This is a genomic window from Cellulomonas sp. Y8 (genome assembly GCF_008033115.1).
Classification (GTDB): domain Bacteria; phylum Actinomycetota; class Actinomycetes; order Actinomycetales; family Cellulomonadaceae; genus Cellulomonas.
The window spans coordinates 1,590,493-1,610,402 of the sequence record NZ_CP041203.1 but is presented as its reverse complement, the minus strand read 5'-3'; the positions used below and the strand labels follow the sequence as shown (position 1 = coordinate 1,610,402).

The following is a 19,910-nucleotide window of genomic DNA, read 5'->3' as shown; positions in this document are numbered from 1 at the left end:
GTCCCGGCGTCAGGACGCCGGGCTCCCGAGGTGGCGGGTCGGCAGGCCGTCGAGCCGCCGGTACAGCCAGGCGGTCGTCGCGAACCCCACCGGGTAGGCGAGCGTCAGCCCGACGAGGCACACCATCGACCCGGCCGACCCGAGGAGCGCGACGGCGAGCACCAGCAGGATCGTCGTGCCCAGGTGCCGGCTCGCGAGCCGGGCGCTCTCCCGGATCGCCGCGACGGGCCCGAACCCGCGGTCGAACGACAGGTACACCGCGTACTGCCCGAGCAGCGCGATCACCAGGCCGGGCAGGTAGAGCAGCAGCAGACCGACCCCGGTCAGGACCGCCAGCAGCAGCGCGGTGGCGATCGGGCGCCCGAGCCCGCGCGGCGTCCAGAACTCCCGCGCGCCGAAGGGCCGGCCGTCCACGAGGGCGAGGCCGAACCGCGCCCCGAGCACCTGCACCAGCATCGTGACCGCCTGCAGCGCGACGACCGCGGCGAGCAGCCCGACGAGCGTCGCGGGCGTGACGGCCCAGCTCGTCCCGATCACCTCCGCGCCGGTCCGGGACCCTGCGGCCTGGGCCTCGACCTGGGCGCGGAGGTCGTCGACCATGACGGCCAGCACCGGGACGTAGACCGCCGCCACCCCCGCGACCAGCAGGACGACGGGCACCGCGAACAGGCCGATCGCGGTGCCGAGGCGCGTGCGGACGGCCTCCCAGCCGAACCGCAGGGCGTCGCCGACACCCGGCTCGGGCGGCGGGCCCCACGGCGGGACGCCGTACCCGGGCGGGGGCGGCCGGTAGCCGGGCGGCGGGGGACGGTACCCGGGCGGGGGCGGCCCGTACCCCGGCGGGACGGGCGCGGTCGGGTCGCTCGGCACCGGTGCTCCTCGGGGTCGTGTCCGCCCCGCGCGGGCGGCCCGCCCCGGACGCTACCGGCCGGGCAACCGCTCCCGGGCTCGGTTCGCGACGAACCGCCCGGTCAGCCCAGCAGCCCCACCACGTACCCGACGAACAGCAGCAGCGCGAAGACCACCACCACCCCGATCAGCACGTACACCAGCCAGTTCGTGCGGCGGCTCGGGAGGTCGGGCTCCTGGAACGCCGCGCCGGACGTGCTGGACTCGCCGGGCGGGGTGTCACCGGGCGCGACCCCGCCGCCGGGCTCGAGGCCGGGCGTGTTCTCCGGGTCCGGGTCGGGGATGCTCGTCATGCGGCCACGCTAGGCACGGGTGCCGCGAGCGGCGACCGGGGAGCGTCACCGCAGGCCGCGGGGCCGCCCGCGCGGGGCGCGAGGGGCGCGCCTACCGTGGGGAGCACGCGGCCGTCGCGCGACGAGGGGGTCATCATGTCGAGCAGCGAGACCGGGGGCACCACCGGGACCCCGGACAAGGACTACAACCTCATCTGGTTCGCCGAGGCGTGCCTGAGCAACGTCCTGCGGCTGGAGCAGTACGCGCAGGACGCCGACCGGGCGGGGGACGCGGAGCTGGCGGAGTTCTTCCGGCGGGCGCAGCACGAGAGCCGCAAGGGCGCGGAGCAGTCGAAGGCGATGCTCGCGCGGCGGCTGCAGGGCTGACGCCCCGCGGTCGTCAGGCGGTGAGGCCCCGGGTCCGGATCGCCTCGGCGACCTCCTGCACGAACCGGTCCATCCGCACCAGCACGTCGCGGTCCCACGGGTCGACGGCCTCGGAGTACAGGTTGAGGGCGATCGTGGTGTCGGCGTCGACCTGCGCCGGCAGGGCGGCGGCGGACCGGAACCCGGCGTCGGCCGCGGCCGTGCGCCACGCGGGCCAGCGCGTCTCCGCCAGCACGTCCGGCACGAGCTCGCCGCGCAGCTGCTGGATCGCCAGCACGCACGGCCCCTCCGCCGTGTCGACCTCGGTGCGGTCGCAGCTGGCGCGCGCGCTCGCTGCTGCTCGCGACCTGGTCGAGGAGCTGGTGGTCGCGGAGGATGATGCTGCACTCGGTCGGGACCCCGACGCGGACGGTGGCCTCCGTCGCGTAGGCGTCCAGGACCGCGGACAGCGGGTCGAGCTCGGCCGACGCGCTCATCGTGTGCCTCCTCCGGCAGCTGGGGGAGACGCACTGTCTCACACCACCGGGCCGAGGCGTGAACCGGCCGGTCAGGCCCGCTCGATCGCGAACGCGGTGAGGAACCCGAGGGCCGTGATCAGGCCGGTGAGCAGGTGCGCCCGCTCGAACGCCTCCGGGATCATCGTGTCCGCCAGCATGGCCAGGATCGCGCCCGCGGCGACCGCCGTGATCGCCGCGACCGTCCCCGTCGACGCGTCCTGCAGCAGCAGCGACCCGAGGAGCGCGGCGAGGCCGCTCGCCACGGCGATACCGGTCCACACGCCGAACACGTAGCCCGCGCCGCGGCCCGCGCGCTTCATCCCGGCGGCGCTCGACAACCCCTCCGGGACGTTCGAGATGAACACCGCGGCCAGCACCCCGACCCCGACGCCCTGCCCGCCGAGCACCGACAGCCCGAGCACCACCGACTCCGGGATGCCGTCGAGCAGCGCCCCGATCGCGATCGCCACGCCGCTGCCGGCGGCGTCCTGCTCCGAGGGCTGCTGGCCGCCCGACCGCTTGCGGTGCCGGGCGCCGCGCCGGGCGAGCACCAGGTTCGCGGCGACGTAGGCCACCGCCCCGCCCAGGAACCCGCCGACCGTCGGCAGCAGCCCTCCGGCGCGCTCCGCCTCGTCCACCAGCTCGAACGCCAGCGCCGAGATCAGCACGCCGGCGCCGAACGCCATGATGCTCGCGACGACGCGCTGCGGGACGCGGACGAACCACGCGACGAGTGCGCCGAGCACCAGCGCGGCGCCCCCGACCAGGCCCCACGCGCCGGCCTCGAGCCAGACGGGCACGGGTCAGGCCCTCGGGCGGAGCCCCGTGGGGGCGAGCGGGCCGGTGCGGGACACGGGCGGACCTCCCGGGACGGCGATGCCCCGGTCGGCCCCGGGGCTCCGCCACGGTAGGCCCGGTGCACACCCGGGGCGACCGGAGCACGGGCCGGCCGACGCCGGTGCTCAGCCCCCCGTGGACTCCCGCACGATCACCCGCGGCGTGACGGTCTCCACCCCGCCCGGGTCGCGGCCCTCGAGCCGCGCGAACAGCCGCTCCGCCGCCCGCCGGCCCATGAGCTGGAAGTTCATGTCGATGCTCGTCAGCGCGGGGCGGCACCCGGCGATCATCGGCTCCCAGTTGTCGAAGCCGATCACCGCGACGTCGTCGGGCACCCGTACCCCGCGGTCGTGGAGCGCGTCCAGGACGCCGCGGGCGATCTGGTCGCTGCCGCAGACGACGGCGTCGACGTCCTGCTCCAGCATCGCCGCCACGGACGAGCGGCCCCACGCCTCGGACCACGAGCCGTACCGCACGGGCCCGACCCGCTCGAGCCCGTGCTCGGCCAGTGCGGCGTCGGCGCCCGCGGCGCGGTCGGTGGCGGCGTCGTAGGTGATGTCGCCGGAGACGTGGGCGATGCGGCGACGGCCCGTGGCGAGGAGGTGCTCGACGGCGATGCGGCCGGCGGTGACGTTGTCGGGGACGACCGACGCGTCGGCGGGGTCGGTCGACGGGGCGTACGTGTAGACCACCGGGACGGGCAGGTCCCGGCCCAGCGGGGGCCGGGCGTCGGTCTGCGAGCCGACCACGATCAGGCCGTCCACCCGGCGGCCGAGGAGCGTCGACAGGTGGTGCTGCTCGCGGATCGCGTCGCCGCGGGAGTCGCAGAGGAGCACGCTCGACCGGCCCGCGCCGAACGCGTCCTCGGCGCCCATGAGGATCGGCAGCGAGAACCGGCCCTCGAGGTCGTGGGTCAGCAGGCCGACGGTGCCGGTGTGCCCGTCGAGCATGGCCCGGGCGAGCGCGTTGGGCGTGAACGACAGCCGCTCCGCGACGTCGAGGACCCGGCGCCGGGTCTCCGGGCTGACCTCGGCCTTGCCGTTGATCGCCTTGGACGCCGTGGCGACCGAGACGCCGGCGAGCTGCGCGACGTCGCGCAGCGTGACCTGGCGCCGGCCCGGTGCGTCGGTGCTCATGGATGCCCCCTGTCCTCGTGCTGGGACGCAGCGTACGACGAAAACGTCGCAACCCGGCACCCCGTTGACGCCCGCGACACCCTGGTGCTAGCGTCCCCGAAAACCGTTTCGGGTGTTTTCGTCCGGGGCGGCGCACCAGCGATGGCCGCGGCACCGATGCCCGGCCACCGACCGCACTCGACGAGGAGACCGGTCCGCATGAACGCACGACGCAGCTCGCTCATCGCCCTGGCCGCCGTGGGCGCGCTCGGGCTCGCCGCCTGCTCCGGCGGCACCAGCGCCGGGGGCGGCGGTGGCTCGACCTCCGGGGGCGACGGCGGTGGCGACGGCGTCGTCACCGTCTGGCACTACTTCTCCGACCCCAACCAGGTCGCGCTCATGGACGCGTACAAGGAGAAGTTCGAGTCCGAGAACGACGCAGAAGTCGAGAACGTCTACGTCCCCTACGACCAGATGAACTCGAAGCTCGTGTCCGCCGCGGGCGCCGGCACCGGCCCCGACGTCGTCGTGTTCAACGGCGCGGAGGCCGCGACGCTCGCGCTGGGCGGCGTGCTCGCACCGCTCGACGAGCAGTGGGCGGACTTCGCGGACGCCGACCAGTTCCCCGACTCGGTCCTGCACAGCGTCGACGACCAGCTGTACGCCGTGCAGGGCTACGTGAACCTGCTGGGCCTCTGGTACAACCAGGACATCCTCGACGAGATCGGGGTCGAGCCGCCCACCACGATGGACGAGCTCGAGGCCGCGATGGCCGCCGCGAAGGACGCCGGGTACGGCGGCATCACGCTGTCCGGCCTGCCGCAGTCGCAGGGCGAGTGGCAGGCGTACCCGTGGATCAGCGACGCCGGCTTCGACTACGAGAACCTCGACGCCGACGCGCTGGCCTCCGGGTTCGAGCGGGTGCGCGGCTGGGTCGACAACGGCTGGCTGACCCAGGAGGCCGTGACCTGGGACCAGACGGTCCCGTTCCAGCAGTTCGCGGCCGGGAAGACGGCGTTCGCGCAGAACGGCAACTGGCAGATCGGCACTGCCGAGTCCGACGCCGACTTCGCCTACGGCGTCGTCCCGCTGCCGCTCGGCGACACGGGCCAGGTGTACCTGGGCGGCGAGGGCGAGGGCATCGGCGCGCACGCCGACGACCCGGAGCTGGCCTGGGAGTACCTGCAGAGCACGTACCTCGACGCGAAGGGCCAGGAGCTCGCCCCCGACCTGGTCGGCTCGATCCCGTCCCGTGCCGACACCGCCCAGGCCGACGTGGTGACGAGCAACGACCTGCTCGACCCGTTCGCCCGCACGATCGCCGACTTCGGCGCCAGCTACCCGGCCGCCTCCATCCCGCCCGCCGCCGTCGCGGACGTGCAGCTCACGGTCGGCCAGGCCTGGTCCGCCGTGATCGGCGGACAGCAGGCGCCCCAGGCCGCGGCCGACCAGGCGGTCGCCGCGCTGAAGAGCCAGATCGGCTGACGAGACCGCCATGTCCGCACCCGTCACCACCGCGCCCGCGCGGCAGGCGAGGGCCGGCACCGCCCCGACGACCCGGCGTCGTCGGGGCGGCAGCCGGATCGTCTTCCTGCTGCCCGCGGCCGTGTTCCTCGGCCTGTTCAGCCTGTACCCGCTCGTCCAGCTCGCCCGGATGGCGGTCAGCCAGGTCACCGCGGCCACCCTGAACGCCGACTGGGTGTTCACCGGCCTCGACAACGTCCGCCGCGGCTTCGAGACCGGGCAGACCGGTCCCGCGATCACCCGCACGCTGGTGTTCGTGGTCGTGGTGACCGTGCTCGGCATGCTCGTCGGGTTCGGCGCGGCGGTCGCCCTGCGCACCACGGGCCGCTGGTCGGCCTGGCTGCTCGCGCTCATGGTGTTCGTCTGGGCGCTGCCGCCGGTGGTGAACGGGTCGGTCTGGAAGTTCCTGCTCAACGACGCCGGCCTGATCAACACCGTGCTCACGAGCACCGGCCTGCGCGACACCCCCGTGCCGTTCCTCTACGACCAGCACTGGGCGCTGTTCTCGGTGGCGTTCGTCAACGCGTTCGCGGTGATCCCGTTCAACACGCTCGTGTTCCGCGCCGCGCTCATGACGATCGACCCCGAGGTGTTCGAGGCGGCGCAGCTCGACGGCGCCAGCAAGTGGCAGCAGATCCGGCACATCATGGTGCCGTCGGTCCGCCCGACCACGCTGGTGCTGCTGATCCTCACCCTGGTCTACGGGTTCCGGTCGTTCGACTTCATCTACGTGATGACGTACGGCGGCCCGGGCACCGCGACCAACACCCTGCCGTTCCTGGGCTACCTGCAGGCCTTCGTCCGCTACGACTACGGGCTCGGCGCGGCGACCTCCGCGCTCGCCGTGGTCGGCGTGCTGGTCCTGGCCGTGGTCTACGCCCGGAGCATCAAGCGCGAGGAGGCGGACGGATGAGCGTCAAGGCCGGCCCGCTGGCGGTCGCCGCCAAGGTCCTGCTCACCCTGATGTACGGGGTGCCGATCCTGTGGATCCTGCTCACCTCGGTGAAGTCGTCGGACGACGTCTTCGACCCGAGCCGCACGTTCCTGTTCCGCCCGGTGACCACCGCGTACGTCGAGGCGCTGAGCGGCGACCTGGCCCGGGCCCTGCTGCAGTCCGTGATCATCGCGACGAGCACCACCGCACTGGTCCTGCTGATCGCGATCCCCGCCGCGTACGGCCTGGCCCGCACCCGCGGGTGGCTGCCCACGGTGGCGCTCGGCCTGCTGATCGTGCTGCAGATGATGCCGCAGACCGCGACCGTCATCCCGCTGTTCCAGGCGTTCTCCGGCTGGCGGCTGCTCGACACCACGATGGCGGTGGTGCTCGCCGACGCCGCGCTGCTCACCCCGTTCGCCACCCTGCTGCTGCGGCCGTTCTTCCGGGCGGTGCCGCCGCAGATCGAGGAGGCGTCGTCGATCGACGGCGCGGGCATGCTCCGGACGTTCTGGTCGGTCGTGCTGCCCGTCGCCCGCAACGGCGTCGCCACCGTCGGCACGCTGACGTTCCTGCTGGCGTGGGGCGAGTTCCTGTACGCCGTGAACTTCTACCTGACCCCCGGGCAGTACCCGCTGTCCGCGCTGCTCGCGCAGCAGGTGAGCGCCTTCGGCATCAACTGGCCGGGGCTCATGGCGCTGGCCGTGCTCACCTCGATCCCGATCCTCGTCGTGTTCAGCAGCACCTACCGGCTGCTGCGCGACGGCCTGACCGTCGGCGCGGTGAAGTGACCGCCGCCCGCCCGCGCCCTGGAGGCGACATGTCCGACACGTCCACGACCACCGTCGACCGCACGGAGCAGCACGGCCGCCCGCTGGTCCCCTCCGCCGCCCGCTGGCGTCCGCTCGGCATCGACGAGGTCCGCCTCGACGGCGGGTTCTGGGGCGAGCTGCAGGAGCGCAACGCGACCGCGATGATCGCCCACGCCGAGCGGTGGGTGGAGGAGATGGGCTGGGCCGGGAACTTCGACCTCGCCGCGGCCGGCACGCTGCCCGAGGGCCGCCGCGGCCGCGAGTTCTCCGACTCGGAGATCTACAAGCTGCTCGAGGCGATGTCCTGGGAGGTCGGCCGCACCGGCGACGCCGACCTCGACCGCCGGCTCCGGGCGCTCGCGTCCCGGGTCGCCGCCGCGCAGGAGCCGGACGGGTACATCTCGACGATGTTCGGCCGCCCGGGCCAGGGGGAGCGGTGGTCCGACCCCGAGTGGGGCCACGAGCTGTACTGCATCGGCCACCTGATCCAGGCGGGCGTGGCCCGGGCGCGGACCCACGGCGACGACGAGCTGGTGCAGGTCGCGGTCCGCGCCGCCGACCACGTGTGCGACGTCTTCGGGCCGGAGGGGCGGCAGGGGGTCGACGGGCACCCGGAGATCGAGCCCGCGCTGGTGGAGCTGTACCGGCTCACCGGCGAGCGCCGGTACCTGGACCAGGCGCGGCTGTTCGTCGACCGCCGGGGGCGCGGCGTGCTCGACGACATCGAGCTCGGGCGCTCGTACTTCCAGGACGACGAGCCGGTCCGGGAGTCGACGACGCTGCGCGGGCACGCCGTCCGCGCGCTCTACCTCGCCGCGGGCGCTGCGGACCTCGCGGTCGAGGACGGCGACGACGAGCTGCTCGCGGCCGTGACCCGGCAGGTCCGGTCGGCGCTCGCGCGTCGCACCTACCTGACCGGCGGCATGGGGGCGCACCACGAGGGCGAGTCGTTCGGCCTCGACTTCGAGCTGCCGCCGGACCGTGCCTACGCGGAGACCTGCGCCGGCATCGGGTCGGTCATGGCCAACCACCGGCTGCTGCTGCAGTCGGGCGACGCCCGGCACGCGGACGCCGTCGAGCGCACGCTGTTCAACGTGCTCGCCGCCTCGCCGTCGGCGGAGGGCACCGCGTTCTTCTACACGAACCCGCTCCAGCAGCGGGTGCCGGGCGACGTCCCGGACCCGGACGTGGCGAGCCCGCGCGCGTCGTCCAGCCTGCGGGCGCCGTGGTTCCACGTGTCCTGCTGCCCGACGAACGTGACCCGCACCGTCGCGTCGCTCGCGGCCTACGTGGCCAGCACCGACGACGCCGGGGTGCAGCTGCACCAGTACGCCGCGGGCACCGTCGCGGCGACGGTCGGCGGCGAGCCGGTGCGGCTGCGGGTCGAAACGGGCTACCCGCACGACGGGCGCGTGGTCGTGTCGGTCGGTCGAGGAGGCGCCGGCGGCGTGGACGCTCACACTCCGGGTGCCGTCCTGGGCGGCGGGTGCCACCGTGGACGGCCGCCCGGCCGAGCCGGGGTACGTGGCCGTGGCCGGGCCGGCGGCCGGCGGGAGCGTCGTGCTGGACCTGCCCGTCGCGCCGCGGTTCACCGTCGCCGACCCCCGGGTCGACGCCGTCCGGGGCCAGGTCGCCGTCGAGGCGGGGCCGCTGGTGTACGCGCTCGAGTCCGTCGACCTCGGGGCCGACGTCGGGCTGGCGCGGGTCGACACCGGGATCGCGCCCGAGGCCCGCGACGGCGCGGTGACCGTGCACGCGCGCACGGTCGACGTTCCCGAGGGGGACTGGCCGTACGCCGGCCGCCCCGCGGAGGCCGGGGAGGACGCGCCCCGCGAGGTGCCCCTGGTGCCGTACCACGCCTGGGGGCAACCGCGGGCCGTCGACGATGCGGGTCTGGATGCCTGTCGGCTGACGCCGTCGGGCCCGCCCCGGGCCCGACCGCGCGCGGCCTACGGTCTCCCGCGCGCCCCACGCCGATCGGCGGTGGCGGCGCCGGAGACCGTAGGCCGCGTCGCCGCGCGCGCGGTTGCCCTCGCGACCGCTGCCCTCGCGCGCCGCGCGCGGGCTCATCCCGCGCGGGTGGCGCCCGCCCGCGAGCGTCGTCGCTAGCGTCGGGCGCGTGTCCGCCACCGGCTCGACCGACGTCGCGGCCGTCCCCACGCGGGACCTGGCCCGGCTGACGCTGCTGGGCGCGCTGGTCGGGCTGCCCGCCGGCGTGGTCGCGTTCGCGTTCGTGGGCGCGGTGCACGTGCTCCAGGACCTGCTGTGGACCGAGCTCCCCGAGGCGCTGGGCACCGACGAGCCGCCCTGGTTCCTGGTGCTCGGGCTGCCGGTGGTCGCGGCGGTGCTGGTCGCGGCCGCGCGCCGGCTGCCGGGCGACGGCGGGCACGACCCGGTCGAGGGTCTGAGCATGGCGCCCCTGCCGCCGGTCTCCGCGGCCGGCGTGGCGCTCGCCGCGCTGGCCGGGCTCGGCTTCGGGATCGTCCTGGGCCCCGAGGCGCCGCTGATGACGCTCGGCGGCATCGTCGGCGTGTGGATGACGTCGTGGACCGGCGTCACCGGCCGCGCGCGGGGGCTGCTCGGCGTCTCCGGGGCGTCCGGCGCGATCTCGACGCTGTTCGGGGGGCCGCTGGTCGCCGGGGTCATGCTGCTCGAGGCGGGGGCCGGGGCGCTCGCGGCCGCGGCGCTGCTGCCGCCGCTCGCCGCCGCCGCGGTGGCGTACGTGCTGGTCACGGGCTTCGGCGACTGGGCCGGCGTGCCGGTGACGGGGCTGGCCGTCCCCGACCTCCCCGAGTACGACCGCGTCCGGCCGGGGTCGCTGCTGCTGGCCCTGGTGGTCGGGGTGGTCGCGGCGGTGGTGATCGCCGGGGTCAAGCGGCTCGCCCGGGCGCTGCGGGCGACGGGGCCGCGCGTCGGCCGGCTGCCGCTGCTGCTCGCGTCCGGGGCGGCGGTCGGGGCGCTCGCCCTGCTGGCGGGCGCGCTCGGCGCCGACCCGCGGGACGTCCTGTTCTCCGGCCAGTCGTCGATCCCGGCGCTGGTGGCCGAGGAGTCGGTGGGCGTCGTGCTGGTGCTCGTGGTGGCGAAGGGGCTCGCCTACGCGATCAGCATGGGCGGCGGGTTCCGCGGCGGCCCGATCTTCCCGGCGATCTTCCTCGGGGTCGGGCTGGCCTCGGTCGCCGTGGCGGCGCTGGACGTGTCGCCGACGCTCGCGGTGGCCGTCGGGGCCGCCGCCGGGATGGCGGCGACCAGCCGGCTGCTGCTGTCCGCGGTGATGTTCGCGGCGCTGCTGGTCGGCCGGGCGGGGCTGGACACGGCCCCGGCCGCGGTGGTCGCGGCGGCCGCGGCCCTGCTGACGGTCCGCCTCCTCGACCCGCCGCCCCGGCCGGCCTGACTCCCGGCCGGACGCGCCGGGACCCCGCCCGGCGGTGCCGAGCGGGGTCCCGGTCGCGCGGAGTGGATCCCTCTGCACCGACACGCCGTGGCGCGCCGGTGCGGAGGGATCCACCCGGGTGAGCTGCGTCAGGCGCGGTGCGCCGGCTCGCCCTCCGACGGCACGCCCTCGTCGGGGTCGGCCGACGTGCGGTGCATCGGGTGCGGGTGGCTGCGCTCGAGCGAGGCGCCCTCCACGTCGACGTCCGGCAGGATCCGGTCGAGCCACTTCGGGATCCACCAGGCCCACCTGCCGGCCAGGTGCATGACGGCCGGGATCAGCAGCATGCGGACCACGAACGCGTCGAGCAGCACGCCGAACGCCAGGCCGAAGCCGAGCGGCCGGATGATCGACGACTCCGCGAAGATGAACCCGGCGAACACCGACGCCATGATGATCGCCGCCGCCGTGACGACGACCCGGCCGGCGTGCAGGCCGCGCCGGACCGCCACCCGGGGGTCGACGCCGTGGGCGTACGCCTCGCGCATGCCGGACACCAGGAACAGCTGGTAGTCCATCGCGAGGCCGAACAGCACGCCGGTGACGATGATCGGCAGGAAGCTCAGCACCGGGCTGGGGTCGTGCACCCCGAACACCGAGCCGAGCCAGCCCCACTGGTAGATCGCCACGACGCCGCCGAACCCGGCGAACAGCGACATGACGAACCCGAGCGTCGCGGTGACCGGGACGAAGATCGACCGGAACACGATGATGAGGATGATCAGCGACAGGCCGACGACGATCGCCAGGTAGCCCGGCAGCACGTCGGACAGCTTCTCGGAGACGTCGATGTTGGCGCTCGCGGTGCCGGCGACGCCGAGCTCCACGTCGCCCTCGATCGGCGACGAGTCGCGCAGCGCGTGCACCAGGGCCTCGGTCGACTCGCTGTTCGGGCCCTCGGTCGGCACGACCTGGAACGCGAGCATCGTGCCGGCCTCGTTCGAGCCGATCGGCGCGACCGCCACGACGTCGTCGTGCGCCGCGAGCTCGGTCCCGATGCGGACCTGCTCCGCGGTCAGGTCCTCCGCGGAGACCGCGTCCGGGAGGTTCGCCACGACCAGCAGCGGGCCGTTCACGCCGGCGCCGAACTTGTCCGCAGTGATCTGGTACGCCCGGTACTGCGTCGACTCGGGCGACTCCGACGAGCCGTCCGGCAGGCCGAGCCGCATCGACAGCGCCGGGATCGCGATGATCAGCAGCGCCGCGACCCCGGCGACCAGCGTGAGCACCGCGCGGGACGTCTTCATCGGGGTGGTGGGGACGGCCTCGGGCTCCTCGTGGCCCACCGTGGCGCGCTTCTTCTTCGGCAGCACCCTCAGGCCGATCCGGGACAGCAGCGCGGGGGTCAGCGTGATCGCGATGAGGATCGCCACCAGGATGCAGATGGCGCCGACCGTGCCCATGAGGCCGAGGAACGGGATGCCGGTGACGTTGAGCGCCAGCAGCGCGACCAGCACGGTGGTGCCGGCGAACACGACCGCGTTGCCCGCGGTGCCGTTGGCCAGGCCGATCGACTCCTCGAGCTCGACCCCGTCGCGCAGCTGGCGGCGGTGCCGGTTGAGGATGAACAGCGAGTAGTCGATCCCGACCGCGAGGCCGAGCATGATGCCGAGCACCGGGGTGACGGACAGCATCTCGACCGCCCCGGACAGCGCCAACGACGCGACCGCGCCGATGCCGACGCCGACGAGGGCCGACAGGATCGGCAGGCCGGCGGCGACCAGCGAGCCCAGCATGACCAGCAGGACGATGCCGGCGACGACCACGCCGATGACCTCGCCCGGGCCGAGCACGCTCGGGATCTCCTGGGTCAGGTCGGACGACAGCTCGACGTCCACGCCCTGCAGGTCCGCGGACTCGAGGGCGTCGACGACGGCCTCCTTGGTCTCCGGAGCGATCTCGAACTGCGAGTCCTCGAACGCGATGGTGCCGACCGCGGCGGTGCCGTCCTCGGAGACGAGACGGATGCCGGAGGACAGCTCCAGCAGGTCGGCGCCGGCCTCGAGCTGGGCGCTCTGCGTCTCCAGCTCGGCGAGGCCGTCGGTCAGCTGCTGCGCCTGCGCGTCGAGCTGCGCCTGCTGCGCGTCGATCTCCGCCTGGCCGGCGTCGAGCTGCGGCTGCACCGCGGCGAGGGCGCCCGCGGCCTCCGCCTGCGCGCGCTGGGCGTCGAGCTGCGCCTGCGCGGCGTCGAGCTGCTGCTGGCCGGCGTCGAGCTGGGCCTGCCCGGCCTCGAGCTGGGCCCGGCCCTGCTCGATCTGGTCGCGGCCCGCGGTGACCTGCGCCTGCTGCTCCCCGAGCTGGGCGGTCGTCTGGAACGGGTCGGTGGCGCCGGTGACGCCGTCGACGTCCGCCAGGCCGGCCAGCGTGTCGCTGATCGCGGTCTGCTGGGCGTCGGTGAACGGGGCGTCGTCGGCGGTGTGGAACACCACCGTGCCGCTGCCGCCGCTCGCGGCGGGGAACTCGTCGGCCAGCTGCTCGGTCACGCGCTCGGTGGCGGTGCCGGGGATGGTGACGGCGGAGGTGAGCTGCCCGCCGAACGCGAAGTACGCGCCCACGGCCAGGGCGAGCACGACGACCCAGGCCGTCACGACGGCCCAGGCGCGGCGGGCCGAGAAGCGCCCGATGCGGTAGAGGAGTCCTGCCATGGTCCCTGTTCTCTCGGTGGTGGTGGGAGTGCGGGGCGTCAGTGCTCCGGCATGTACCCGGCTCGGACGCTCTGGATGAGCCGGTCGACGAGGGCGTCCCACTGCGCGCGGGCGTCCGGCGCGGCGGGGTCGGTGGTGGTGCACCAGTGCATCGCGATCACGGCGACGCCGTGCACCAGGGAGGAGACGAGCAGCCGGACGTCCAGCAGCTCGGCGCGGGGGTAACGGCGGACCAGCTCGGCGGAGAGGTGGTCGGCGACCCGGGAGAACGCCTCCTGCGCGAGCATGTTCGCGCGGGGGTCGTCCCCCTCGGCGAGCGGGCCGAGCGCGCCGGCCAGGTAGGTGATCGCGGGCGGCAGGTCCGCGCCGCGCAGGGTCTGCGCGAGCTCGTCGAACATCGACGCCCGGGAGCCATCGCCCACCGGGGTCGCGCTCGCGACGGCCTGGACCTGGTCGATGACCACGCCGAGCCGCTCGGTGCAGGTGGACAGGACGACGTCCTCGAGCGACCCGAAGTGGTTGAACACGGTGCGCCGGGACACGTCGGCGCGCTCGGCGAGCTCGTCGACCGTGAACTGGGCCGTGCCGCGCTCCGCGATGAGGGCGTCGGCGGCGTCCAGGATCGCGCGGCGGGAGCGCGCCTTGAGCGCCGCCCGCCGGTCGGTCCCCGCCGTCTCCGTCGTCACGCGGACGACCGTAGGCACGTGGGTGCACTCTGTGCAACCGTGCACGGGGTGCAATTCGGACAGGTGTGGCTCAGGTCACCAGGCCGGCCCGGTGCGCGACCGCGGCCGCCTCCAGCCGGGTCCGGCAGCCCAGCTTCGCCAGCACCCGGCTGACGTGGGTCTTCGCGGTGGTCTCGGAGACGGTGAGGGCGTCGGCGACCTGCTGGTTGGACCGGCCGCCGGCGAGCAGCACCAGCACCTCGCGCTCGCGGGCGGTGAGCAGGTCGAGCCCGGGCGGGTCCACCGGGCCGGTGCCGGGCGCAGGGACCCCGGGCGCGGACACCGACGCGGCGAGCACCCGGCGGGTCACCTCGGGCGCGAGGACGCCCTCGCCGGCGGCGACCCGGCGCACGGCCTCGACCAGCTCCGCCGCGCCGACCGACTTGAGCAGGAAGCCGACGGCGCCCGCGCGCAGCACCCCGAACAGGTACTCGTCGAGGTCGAAGGTGGTCAGCGCGACGACGGCGCCGAGCCCCTCGGCGACGACGCGGCGGGTCGCCTCGATGCCGTCGGTGCCGGGCATCCGGACGTCCATGAGCACGACGTCGGGGCGCAGCGCCCGGGCGTTCGCGACGGCCGCGGCGCCGTCGGCGGCCTCGCCCACGACCGTGATGTCCGGCGCCTGGTCGAGCATGAGGCGCAGGCCGGCGCGGATGGCGCCGTGGTCGTCGGCGAGCAGGACGCGGACCGTCATCGGGCGGCCGCCGTGCGGGTGGCGAGGGCGGCCGGGCGCCCGGCCGCCCCGGCTGCGGGGGCCGCGTCGCCGAGCGGCAGCACCGCCCGCACCCGCCACCGGGCGCCGTCGGGCCCGGCGGTCACGTCACCGCCGAGCGAGCGCGCGCGCTCGCGCATGGTGAGCAGCCCGGTCGCGGACCCGAGGGCCGCCCGCCCCGGTCCGCCGGCCCGGTCCGCGTCGCCGGCGCCCGCGTCGCGGGGGACTGCGTCGTCCGCGCGCGCGCCGCCCGCAGGCCGGAGCGCGCTCACCACCTCCACCTCCAGCGCGCCGTCCCCGGCGGCCACCCGCACGTCGACCCGGCCCCCGGCGGGCCCGTGCGCGGCGGCGTTCCGCAGCGCCTCGGCCGCGATCCGGTAGGCCGCCTGGTCGACCACCGCGGGCAGCGCAGGCTGCGGGGACGCGGACACGCGCACGTCCAGACCGCGGCCCTCGGCGTCGGCGACCAGGTCGGGCAGCCGGTCCAGCCCGGCGGCCGCCCCGGCCGGCGGGTCGCCCCCGCCCCCGCGCAGCACGAGCACCATCGACCGCATCTCGGCGAGCGACGCGACCGCCTCCGCGCGGACGGCGCCGAGCGCGGCCCGGTCGCGTCCGGCGTCCGGCGTCCCTGCGAGTGCCGCCTCCGCGTGGATCGCGATGGCGGACAACCGCGAGGCCACCACGTCGTGCAGGTCGCGGGCCATCGCGGCGCGCTCCTCCTGGACGGCAGCGTCCCGGTCCAGGTCGGCGATCCGCTCCACGTCGGCGGCGTGCGCGCGTGCCAGGTCGGCCTGCTGCCGCTCCAGCGCGGCGCGGCGGGCCTCCGAGGCGGCGAGCTCTGTCCGGCTGCGCACGTCCGAGGCCCACCACAGCGGGGTGACCAGCAACGCGGCCGCGAGCAGCAGCGCCTGGACCGCGCCGCGCACCCCGTCGGCGAGCACCCAGCCGGCGATCCCGGCCGCCACCGTGAGGAGGACGGCGGCCGCCGCCAGCCACCGTCGCGCCCGTGTGGGCAGCTGCACCCCCGCGGTGTACAGGGCGTCGACGAGCACCAGCAGCAGGCCGACCGAGCCGCCGACGGCGAGGCTGCCGGCGAACGCGCCCGTCGCCACGAGCAGCACCGCCAGCGGGTGCCGGCGCTTGGCGGCGAGGGCCGCGCAGCCGACGACCAGGAGCGCGGCGTGCAGCGCGTCCGCCCCCGGCCCGTCGGCCGCGGGGGCGGTGCTGGTCACCCCGAGGCCGAGCAGCAGCAGGCCGACGCCGAGGTACACCAGGGCGACGCCGCGGTCGTCGAGCCGCGGCCACCGGGCGGGTCGTCGCGGAGGCATGCGGCCATCCCAGCACGGACCTCCCCCGGGCGGGTCCTCCGAACGGACGACCCCGGCCCCCGGGATCGTGCGGACGGCCGACGCCGGCGCCCCGTCCCCGCCGCGAGGCTGCCCGGCATGGACGCCCTGCGCGAGAACCCCGTCGCCCTGCTCGTCGTCGCCTGCGAGGTCGCCTTCTGGGTGTTCCTCGCGGCGGCGGTCGTCGCGCGCTACGTGCTGCGGCGACGCCGCCTGTCGACGGTGCTGCTGCTCTGCGAGCCGCTGCTCGAGGTGGTGCTGCTGGTGGCGACGGTCGGCGACCTGCTCCGGGGCAGCGAGGCGACCTGGACCCACGGCCTCGCGGCGCTCTACCTCGGGTTCACGGTCGCGTTCGGGAAGCGCACGGTGCACGCGGTCGACGCGTGGGTGGCGCACCGGTTCTTCGGCGGGCCCGAGCCGGTGCGGCCGCCGAAGCACGGGCCGGTGCGGGTCCGGTACGAGTGGGCGCTGTGGCTCCGGGTGCTGCTGGCCTGGACCGTCGCGTGGGGCGTGCTGGGCGCGCTGCTGCTCGTCGCGTCCGGCGCGGGCGAGGCGGCGGCGCAGCAGCGGGAGGTGCTGCTCGGCTGGGGGGCGCGGGCCACGCTCGTGCTGGTGGGGTGGCTGGTGTTCGGCCCGGTGTGGGAGACGCTGACGCCCGCGCGGCGCGAGGAGGAGCCCCGCGCGGGCGACGACGCTCAGCCCGCGAAGATCCGGCGGTAGGTCTCCGGCGGGAGCTTCGGGTTGCGGTTCTCGTCGCACAGGCCGTTGGTCTCGAGGCCGGTGTCGGTGAGCTTGGGTGTAGCAGTAGCCCTGGAGCACGGCCGACGCGCGGACGGCCCCGACGATGTCGGACAGCCGCGCCTCCAGGTCCTCGGCCGAACGGGCCTCGGAGTAGCCCCAGGACCCCTCGGGCGCACCCGGCGCGAAGGACACGCCGCCGAACTCGGTCAGCAGGACCGGGATCGTCCCCGGCTCGGGTGCCGGGCCGCCGACCCACATCCGGCGACCGGCCGGCCCGACGCCGTCGAGGGTCGCCGCGACCGCCGCCGCGTCGGCGTACCGGGGGCCGAGCACCGCGCCGCTGTCGGCGTAGTCGTGCACCGTCAGCAGGTCGGAGGCCGTGTGCTCCCAGCCGTCGTTGGAGATGACCGGCCGGGTGGGGTCGAGCGCACGGGTCAGCTCGGTCAGCGCCCGGCTGTACGCCTGCTGCGCCGGGTCGTGCGCGACGTGCTGCACGCCCCACGACTCGTTGAACGGCACCCCACGCGATGATCGACGGGTGCGACACGTCGCGCCGCACGACGTCCAGCCACTCGCGGGTCAGCTGGGCGACCGCCTCGTCGCTGAACCGGTACGCGCCCGCCGTCTCGGACCACACCGCCAGGCCGAGCACGTCGCACCAGTACAGGTACCGCGGGTCCTCGACCTTCTGGTGCACCCGGACCGCGTTGAACCCGAGGTCCTTGGTCAGCTGCACCTCCGCGCGCAGGGCGTCGGGGCTCGGCGGGGTCAGGTGCGACTCCGGCCAGTAGCCCTGCTCCAGTACGGAGCGGAGGTAGAACGGGCGGTCGTTGAGCAGCAGCGTCGCGCCCTCGGTCGCGACCGAGCGCAGGCCGCAGTACGACTCCAGGCGGTCGAGCTCCGCGCCGTCCCCGAGCAGGGTGACCTCCGCGTCGAGCAGCACCGGGCTGTCCGGCGACCACAGCAGCCGCTCGTAGAGCTGGCCGTTGGCCTGCCGGGGGATCGCGACGGACACCTCGGCGACCGATCCCTCGACCGGCACCTCGGCGGCGCCGAGGTCCTCGCCGGCCCGGGTCAGCCGCACCCGGACCCGGGTGCCCGCGGGCGCGGTGGCGCGCAGCCGGACCTGGGCGGTCATCCGCCCGCCCGGGACGTCGGGCCGCCACGCCACGTCCGCCACGGCCACCGCCGGCACCCGCTCCAGCCACACCGTGCGCCAGATGCCGGAGGTCCGGTGGTACCAGATCGCGTGCTGCTCGGGCTGCCAGTCCTGCTTGCCGCGGGGCTGCTCGACGTCGGTGCGGTCGTCGGTCGCGCGCACCACGACGACGTGCGCGTCGGACGCGGTCTCCGGGTCGAGCAGGTCGGTGACGTCGACGGAGAACGGGGTCTGGCCGCCCTCGTGCCGGACGGCGTGCCGGCCGTCGACCCACACGTCGGCCTCGTGGTCGACGGCGCCGAGGTGCAGCAGCAACCGGTCGCCCTCCGGACCCGCGCCCAGGTCGGCGGGGACCGCGAACGACCGGCGGTACCAGAGCGCCGCGTGGTCCCCGTGGTCGCCGATCCCCGAGGCGGCCGACTCCGGGGGGAACGGCACGACGATCTCGCGTGCGAACCGGTCCGCCGCCGACGGGGCGTGCCAGCGCTCGCGCAGCCCGGCGTCCGCGTCGTCGAACGCGAAGGCCCACGGCCCGTCGAGCGACCACCAGCGGTCCGGGCGGACGAGCTGGGGGCGGGGGTGCAGGCCGCGGTCGGCTGCTGACGTCGTCGTCATGGCGGTCCTTCGGGGTCGCGGGAGTGCTGGCCAGGTCGCGCACCGCCATGTTGCCACGTGGCAAACGCGCGCGTCACGTCATGCGGCGGTGCGTGTCGGTGCCGGGCGCGCCCGACGCGGGGTCAGGACCCGGCCGTCGACTCCCGGCCCACGACCGCGTGCGGCACGGTGACGTCCTGGGCGGGCCCGGCCTCCTCGCCGAGCTGCACCCGCGTCACCAGCCGGCCGACCGCGGCGCGCGCGATCGCGTCCCGGTCCGGCCGCACCGACGACAGCGACGGCGTGGCGAACCGCGCCTCCTCGACGTCGTCGAACCCCATGATCGCCACGTCCTGAGGCACCCGGACCCCGCGGGTCAGGCACGCGCGGAGCGCGCCCGCCGCCAGCACGTCGGTGAAGCAGAACACCGCGTCCGGCCGCGGGTCCTCGTCCAGCAGGGCCGCCATGGCGTCGAACCCGGCGGAGCGCTCGTAGGCGTCGACGTACCGCATGAGCCGGGGGTCCGCGGGCAGGCCGGCGTCCTCGAGCGCGAGCCGGTACCCCGCCTCGCGCTGGCGGCCCGTGCGGGCCGCGGCACCCGGCTCGAGCCCGATCGCCGCGATCCGCCGCCGGCCCGCGGCCGCCAGGTGCGCGGTGGCCTCGCGCGCGGCGGCGACGTTGTCGATGTGCACGTGGTCGAAGGACGTCGGGACGGTCCGCTCGCCCAGCAGCACCACGGGCCGGACGGGGTCCGCGGCGACCAGGTCGTCCGGGGTCAGCGCCAGCGGGCTGAGCACCAGGCCGTCGAACAGCGCGCCGCGCGGGCCGCGCAGCAGCAGCTCGCGCTCGCGGTCGGGGTCGCCGTCGGTCTGGTCGACGACGACGGTGAACCCGGCGCCCGTCGCCTCGCGCACCACGGCGCGGGCGAGCTCGGCGAAGTACGGCTGGTCCAGCGCCGGCACGACCAGGCCCAGCAGGCCGGTGCGGCCGGTGCGCAGCGAGCGGGCGGCGGCGTTCGCGCGGTAGCCGAGCCGGTCGATCACGGACTGCACGTGCGCGCGGGTCCGGGGGGCGACGTGCGGGTAGCCGGTGACGACGTTCGACACGGTGCGCGGGGACACGCCCGCAGCCCGGGCCACCTCCTGCAGCGTCACCGCCGCCCTGCGCGCCATGCGGGGCACCCTAGCGCGGCGTTCGGCACGCCCGGCGGGCCGGCGCCTCGGCTCCGCCCGGTCCGCGAGGGGGTATGCGACGCGTCGAGCGAGTAGCCG

At 75.8% G+C, this 19,910-nt stretch carries 17 protein-coding genes and 2 pseudogenes; 8 read left to right on the top strand and 11 right to left on the bottom strand.

Features of this window, described 5'->3' with window-relative positions; all coding sequences use genetic code 11:
• Nucleotides 1–9: 9 nt before the first annotated feature.
• Both FKM96_RS07215 and FKM96_RS07210 read right to left on the bottom strand, forming a co-directional pair.
• Nucleotides 10–870 (bottom strand): hypothetical protein, encoded by an 861-nt coding sequence (locus FKM96_RS07215; protein ID WP_147794663.1) that lies wholly within the window; start codon nucleotides 868–870, stop codon nucleotides 10–12.
• Between the two features lie 101 nt (nucleotides 871–971).
• Nucleotides 972–1,202, bottom strand: coding sequence for a DUF6480 family protein (locus FKM96_RS07210; RefSeq protein ID WP_147794662.1), 231 nt, complete (start codon nucleotides 1,200–1,202; stop codon nucleotides 972–974).
• A gap of 135 nt (nucleotides 1,203–1,337) precedes the next feature.
• Between FKM96_RS07210 and FKM96_RS07205 the strand changes: the two genes are divergently transcribed.
• Nucleotides 1,338–1,568 carry a hypothetical protein gene (locus FKM96_RS07205; RefSeq protein ID WP_147794661.1) on the top strand — a complete coding sequence of 77 codons (231 nt, stop codon included), beginning with the start codon at nucleotides 1,338–1,340 and terminating at the stop codon, nucleotides 1,566–1,568.
• A gap of 13 nt (nucleotides 1,569–1,581) precedes the next feature.
• Here FKM96_RS07205 and FKM96_RS07200 read toward each other — a convergent pair whose 3' ends face one another.
• The 3 genes from FKM96_RS07200 to FKM96_RS07190 form a co-directional block, all read right to left on the bottom strand.
• Nucleotides 1,582–1,845, bottom strand: a complete 264-nt coding sequence (locus tag FKM96_RS07200) for a hypothetical protein (RefSeq protein WP_147794660.1) — start codon at nucleotides 1,843–1,845, stop codon at nucleotides 1,582–1,584.
• A 270-nt stretch (nucleotides 1,846–2,115) separates the two neighbouring features.
• A complete protein-coding gene (locus FKM96_RS07195) occupies nucleotides 2,116–2,865 on the bottom strand; it encodes a ZIP family metal transporter (protein WP_147794659.1) in 750 nt (249 codons plus the stop codon).
• 162 nt (nucleotides 2,866–3,027) lie between these two features.
• Nucleotides 3,028–4,038: a LacI family DNA-binding transcriptional regulator gene (locus FKM96_RS07190; RefSeq protein WP_147794658.1), complete on the bottom strand. Its 1,011-nt coding sequence runs from the start codon at nucleotides 4,036–4,038 to the stop codon at nucleotides 3,028–3,030.
• Nucleotides 4,039–4,236: 198 nt separating this feature from the next.
• Between FKM96_RS07190 and FKM96_RS07185 the strand changes: the two genes are divergently transcribed.
• The 6 genes and pseudogenes from FKM96_RS07185 to FKM96_RS07165 all read left to right on the top strand — a co-directional run bounded on the left by FKM96_RS07185 (nucleotide 4,237) and on the right by FKM96_RS07165 (nucleotide 10,678).
• Nucleotides 4,237–5,502, top strand: coding sequence for an extracellular solute-binding protein (locus FKM96_RS07185; protein WP_147794657.1), 1,266 nt, complete (start codon nucleotides 4,237–4,239; stop codon nucleotides 5,500–5,502).
• Between the two features lie 10 nt (nucleotides 5,503–5,512).
• Nucleotides 5,513–6,454, top strand: a complete 942-nt coding sequence (locus tag FKM96_RS07180; protein WP_147794656.1) for a carbohydrate ABC transporter permease — start codon at nucleotides 5,513–5,515, stop codon at nucleotides 6,452–6,454.
• Nucleotides 6,451–7,266 carry a carbohydrate ABC transporter permease gene (locus FKM96_RS07175; RefSeq protein WP_147794655.1) on the top strand — a complete coding sequence of 272 codons (816 nt, stop codon included), beginning with the start codon at nucleotides 6,451–6,453 and terminating at the stop codon, nucleotides 7,264–7,266. The genes FKM96_RS07180 and FKM96_RS07175 overlap by 4 nt, the downstream gene beginning before the upstream one ends.
• Before the next feature lie 29 nt (nucleotides 7,267–7,295).
• Nucleotides 7,296–8,510, top strand: a pseudogene (locus tag FKM96_RS21380) (glycoside hydrolase family 127 protein); the annotation flags it as partial.
• A 244-nt stretch (nucleotides 8,511–8,754) separates the two neighbouring features.
• Nucleotides 8,755–9,396, top strand: coding sequence for a beta-L-arabinofuranosidase domain-containing protein (locus FKM96_RS21375; protein WP_246855348.1), 642 nt, complete (start codon nucleotides 8,755–8,757; stop codon nucleotides 9,394–9,396).
• 10 nt (nucleotides 9,397–9,406) lie between these two features.
• Nucleotides 9,407–10,678, top strand: a complete 1,272-nt coding sequence (locus FKM96_RS07165; protein ID WP_147794654.1) for a chloride channel protein — start codon at nucleotides 9,407–9,409, stop codon at nucleotides 10,676–10,678.
• A gap of 128 nt (nucleotides 10,679–10,806) precedes the next feature.
• Here FKM96_RS07165 and FKM96_RS07160 read toward each other — a convergent pair whose 3' ends face one another.
• The 4 genes from FKM96_RS07160 to FKM96_RS07145 form a co-directional block, all read right to left on the bottom strand.
• Nucleotides 10,807–13,362, bottom strand: coding sequence for an MMPL family transporter (locus FKM96_RS07160; protein ID WP_147794653.1), 2,556 nt, complete (start codon nucleotides 13,360–13,362; stop codon nucleotides 10,807–10,809).
• A gap of 38 nt (nucleotides 13,363–13,400) precedes the next feature.
• Complete coding sequence (locus FKM96_RS07155; protein WP_147794652.1) at nucleotides 13,401–14,048, bottom strand: TetR/AcrR family transcriptional regulator; 648 nt, start codon at nucleotides 14,046–14,048, stop codon at nucleotides 13,401–13,403.
• 70 nt (nucleotides 14,049–14,118) lie between these two features.
• The gene (locus tag FKM96_RS07150) at nucleotides 14,119–14,781 is read right to left on the bottom strand and encodes a response regulator transcription factor (RefSeq protein ID WP_147794651.1); all 663 of its coding nucleotides are present in this window, start codon (nucleotides 14,779–14,781) and stop codon (nucleotides 14,119–14,121) included.
• Entirely contained in the window at nucleotides 14,778–16,127 is a 1,350-nt protein-coding gene (locus FKM96_RS07145; protein WP_147794650.1) for a sensor histidine kinase, read from the bottom strand. The genes FKM96_RS07150 and FKM96_RS07145 overlap by 4 nt, the downstream gene beginning before the upstream one ends.
• A 117-nt stretch (nucleotides 16,128–16,244) precedes the next feature.
• Here FKM96_RS07145 and FKM96_RS07140 point away from each other — a divergent pair, with 117 nt between their 5' ends.
• Entirely contained in the window at nucleotides 16,245–16,865 is a 621-nt protein-coding gene (locus FKM96_RS07140) for a hypothetical protein (protein ID WP_147794649.1), read from the top strand.
• A gap of 601 nt (nucleotides 16,866–17,466) precedes the next feature.
• Here FKM96_RS07140 and FKM96_RS07135 read toward each other — a convergent pair.
• A pseudogene (locus FKM96_RS07135) lies at nucleotides 17,467–18,660 on the bottom strand (glycoside hydrolase family 2 protein); the annotation flags it as partial.
• Between the two features lie 122 nt (nucleotides 18,661–18,782).
• Nucleotides 18,783–19,811 (bottom strand): LacI family DNA-binding transcriptional regulator, encoded by a 1,029-nt coding sequence (locus tag FKM96_RS07130; protein ID WP_147794648.1) that lies wholly within the window; start codon nucleotides 19,809–19,811, stop codon nucleotides 18,783–18,785.
• Nucleotides 19,812–19,910: the final 99 nt, after the last annotated feature.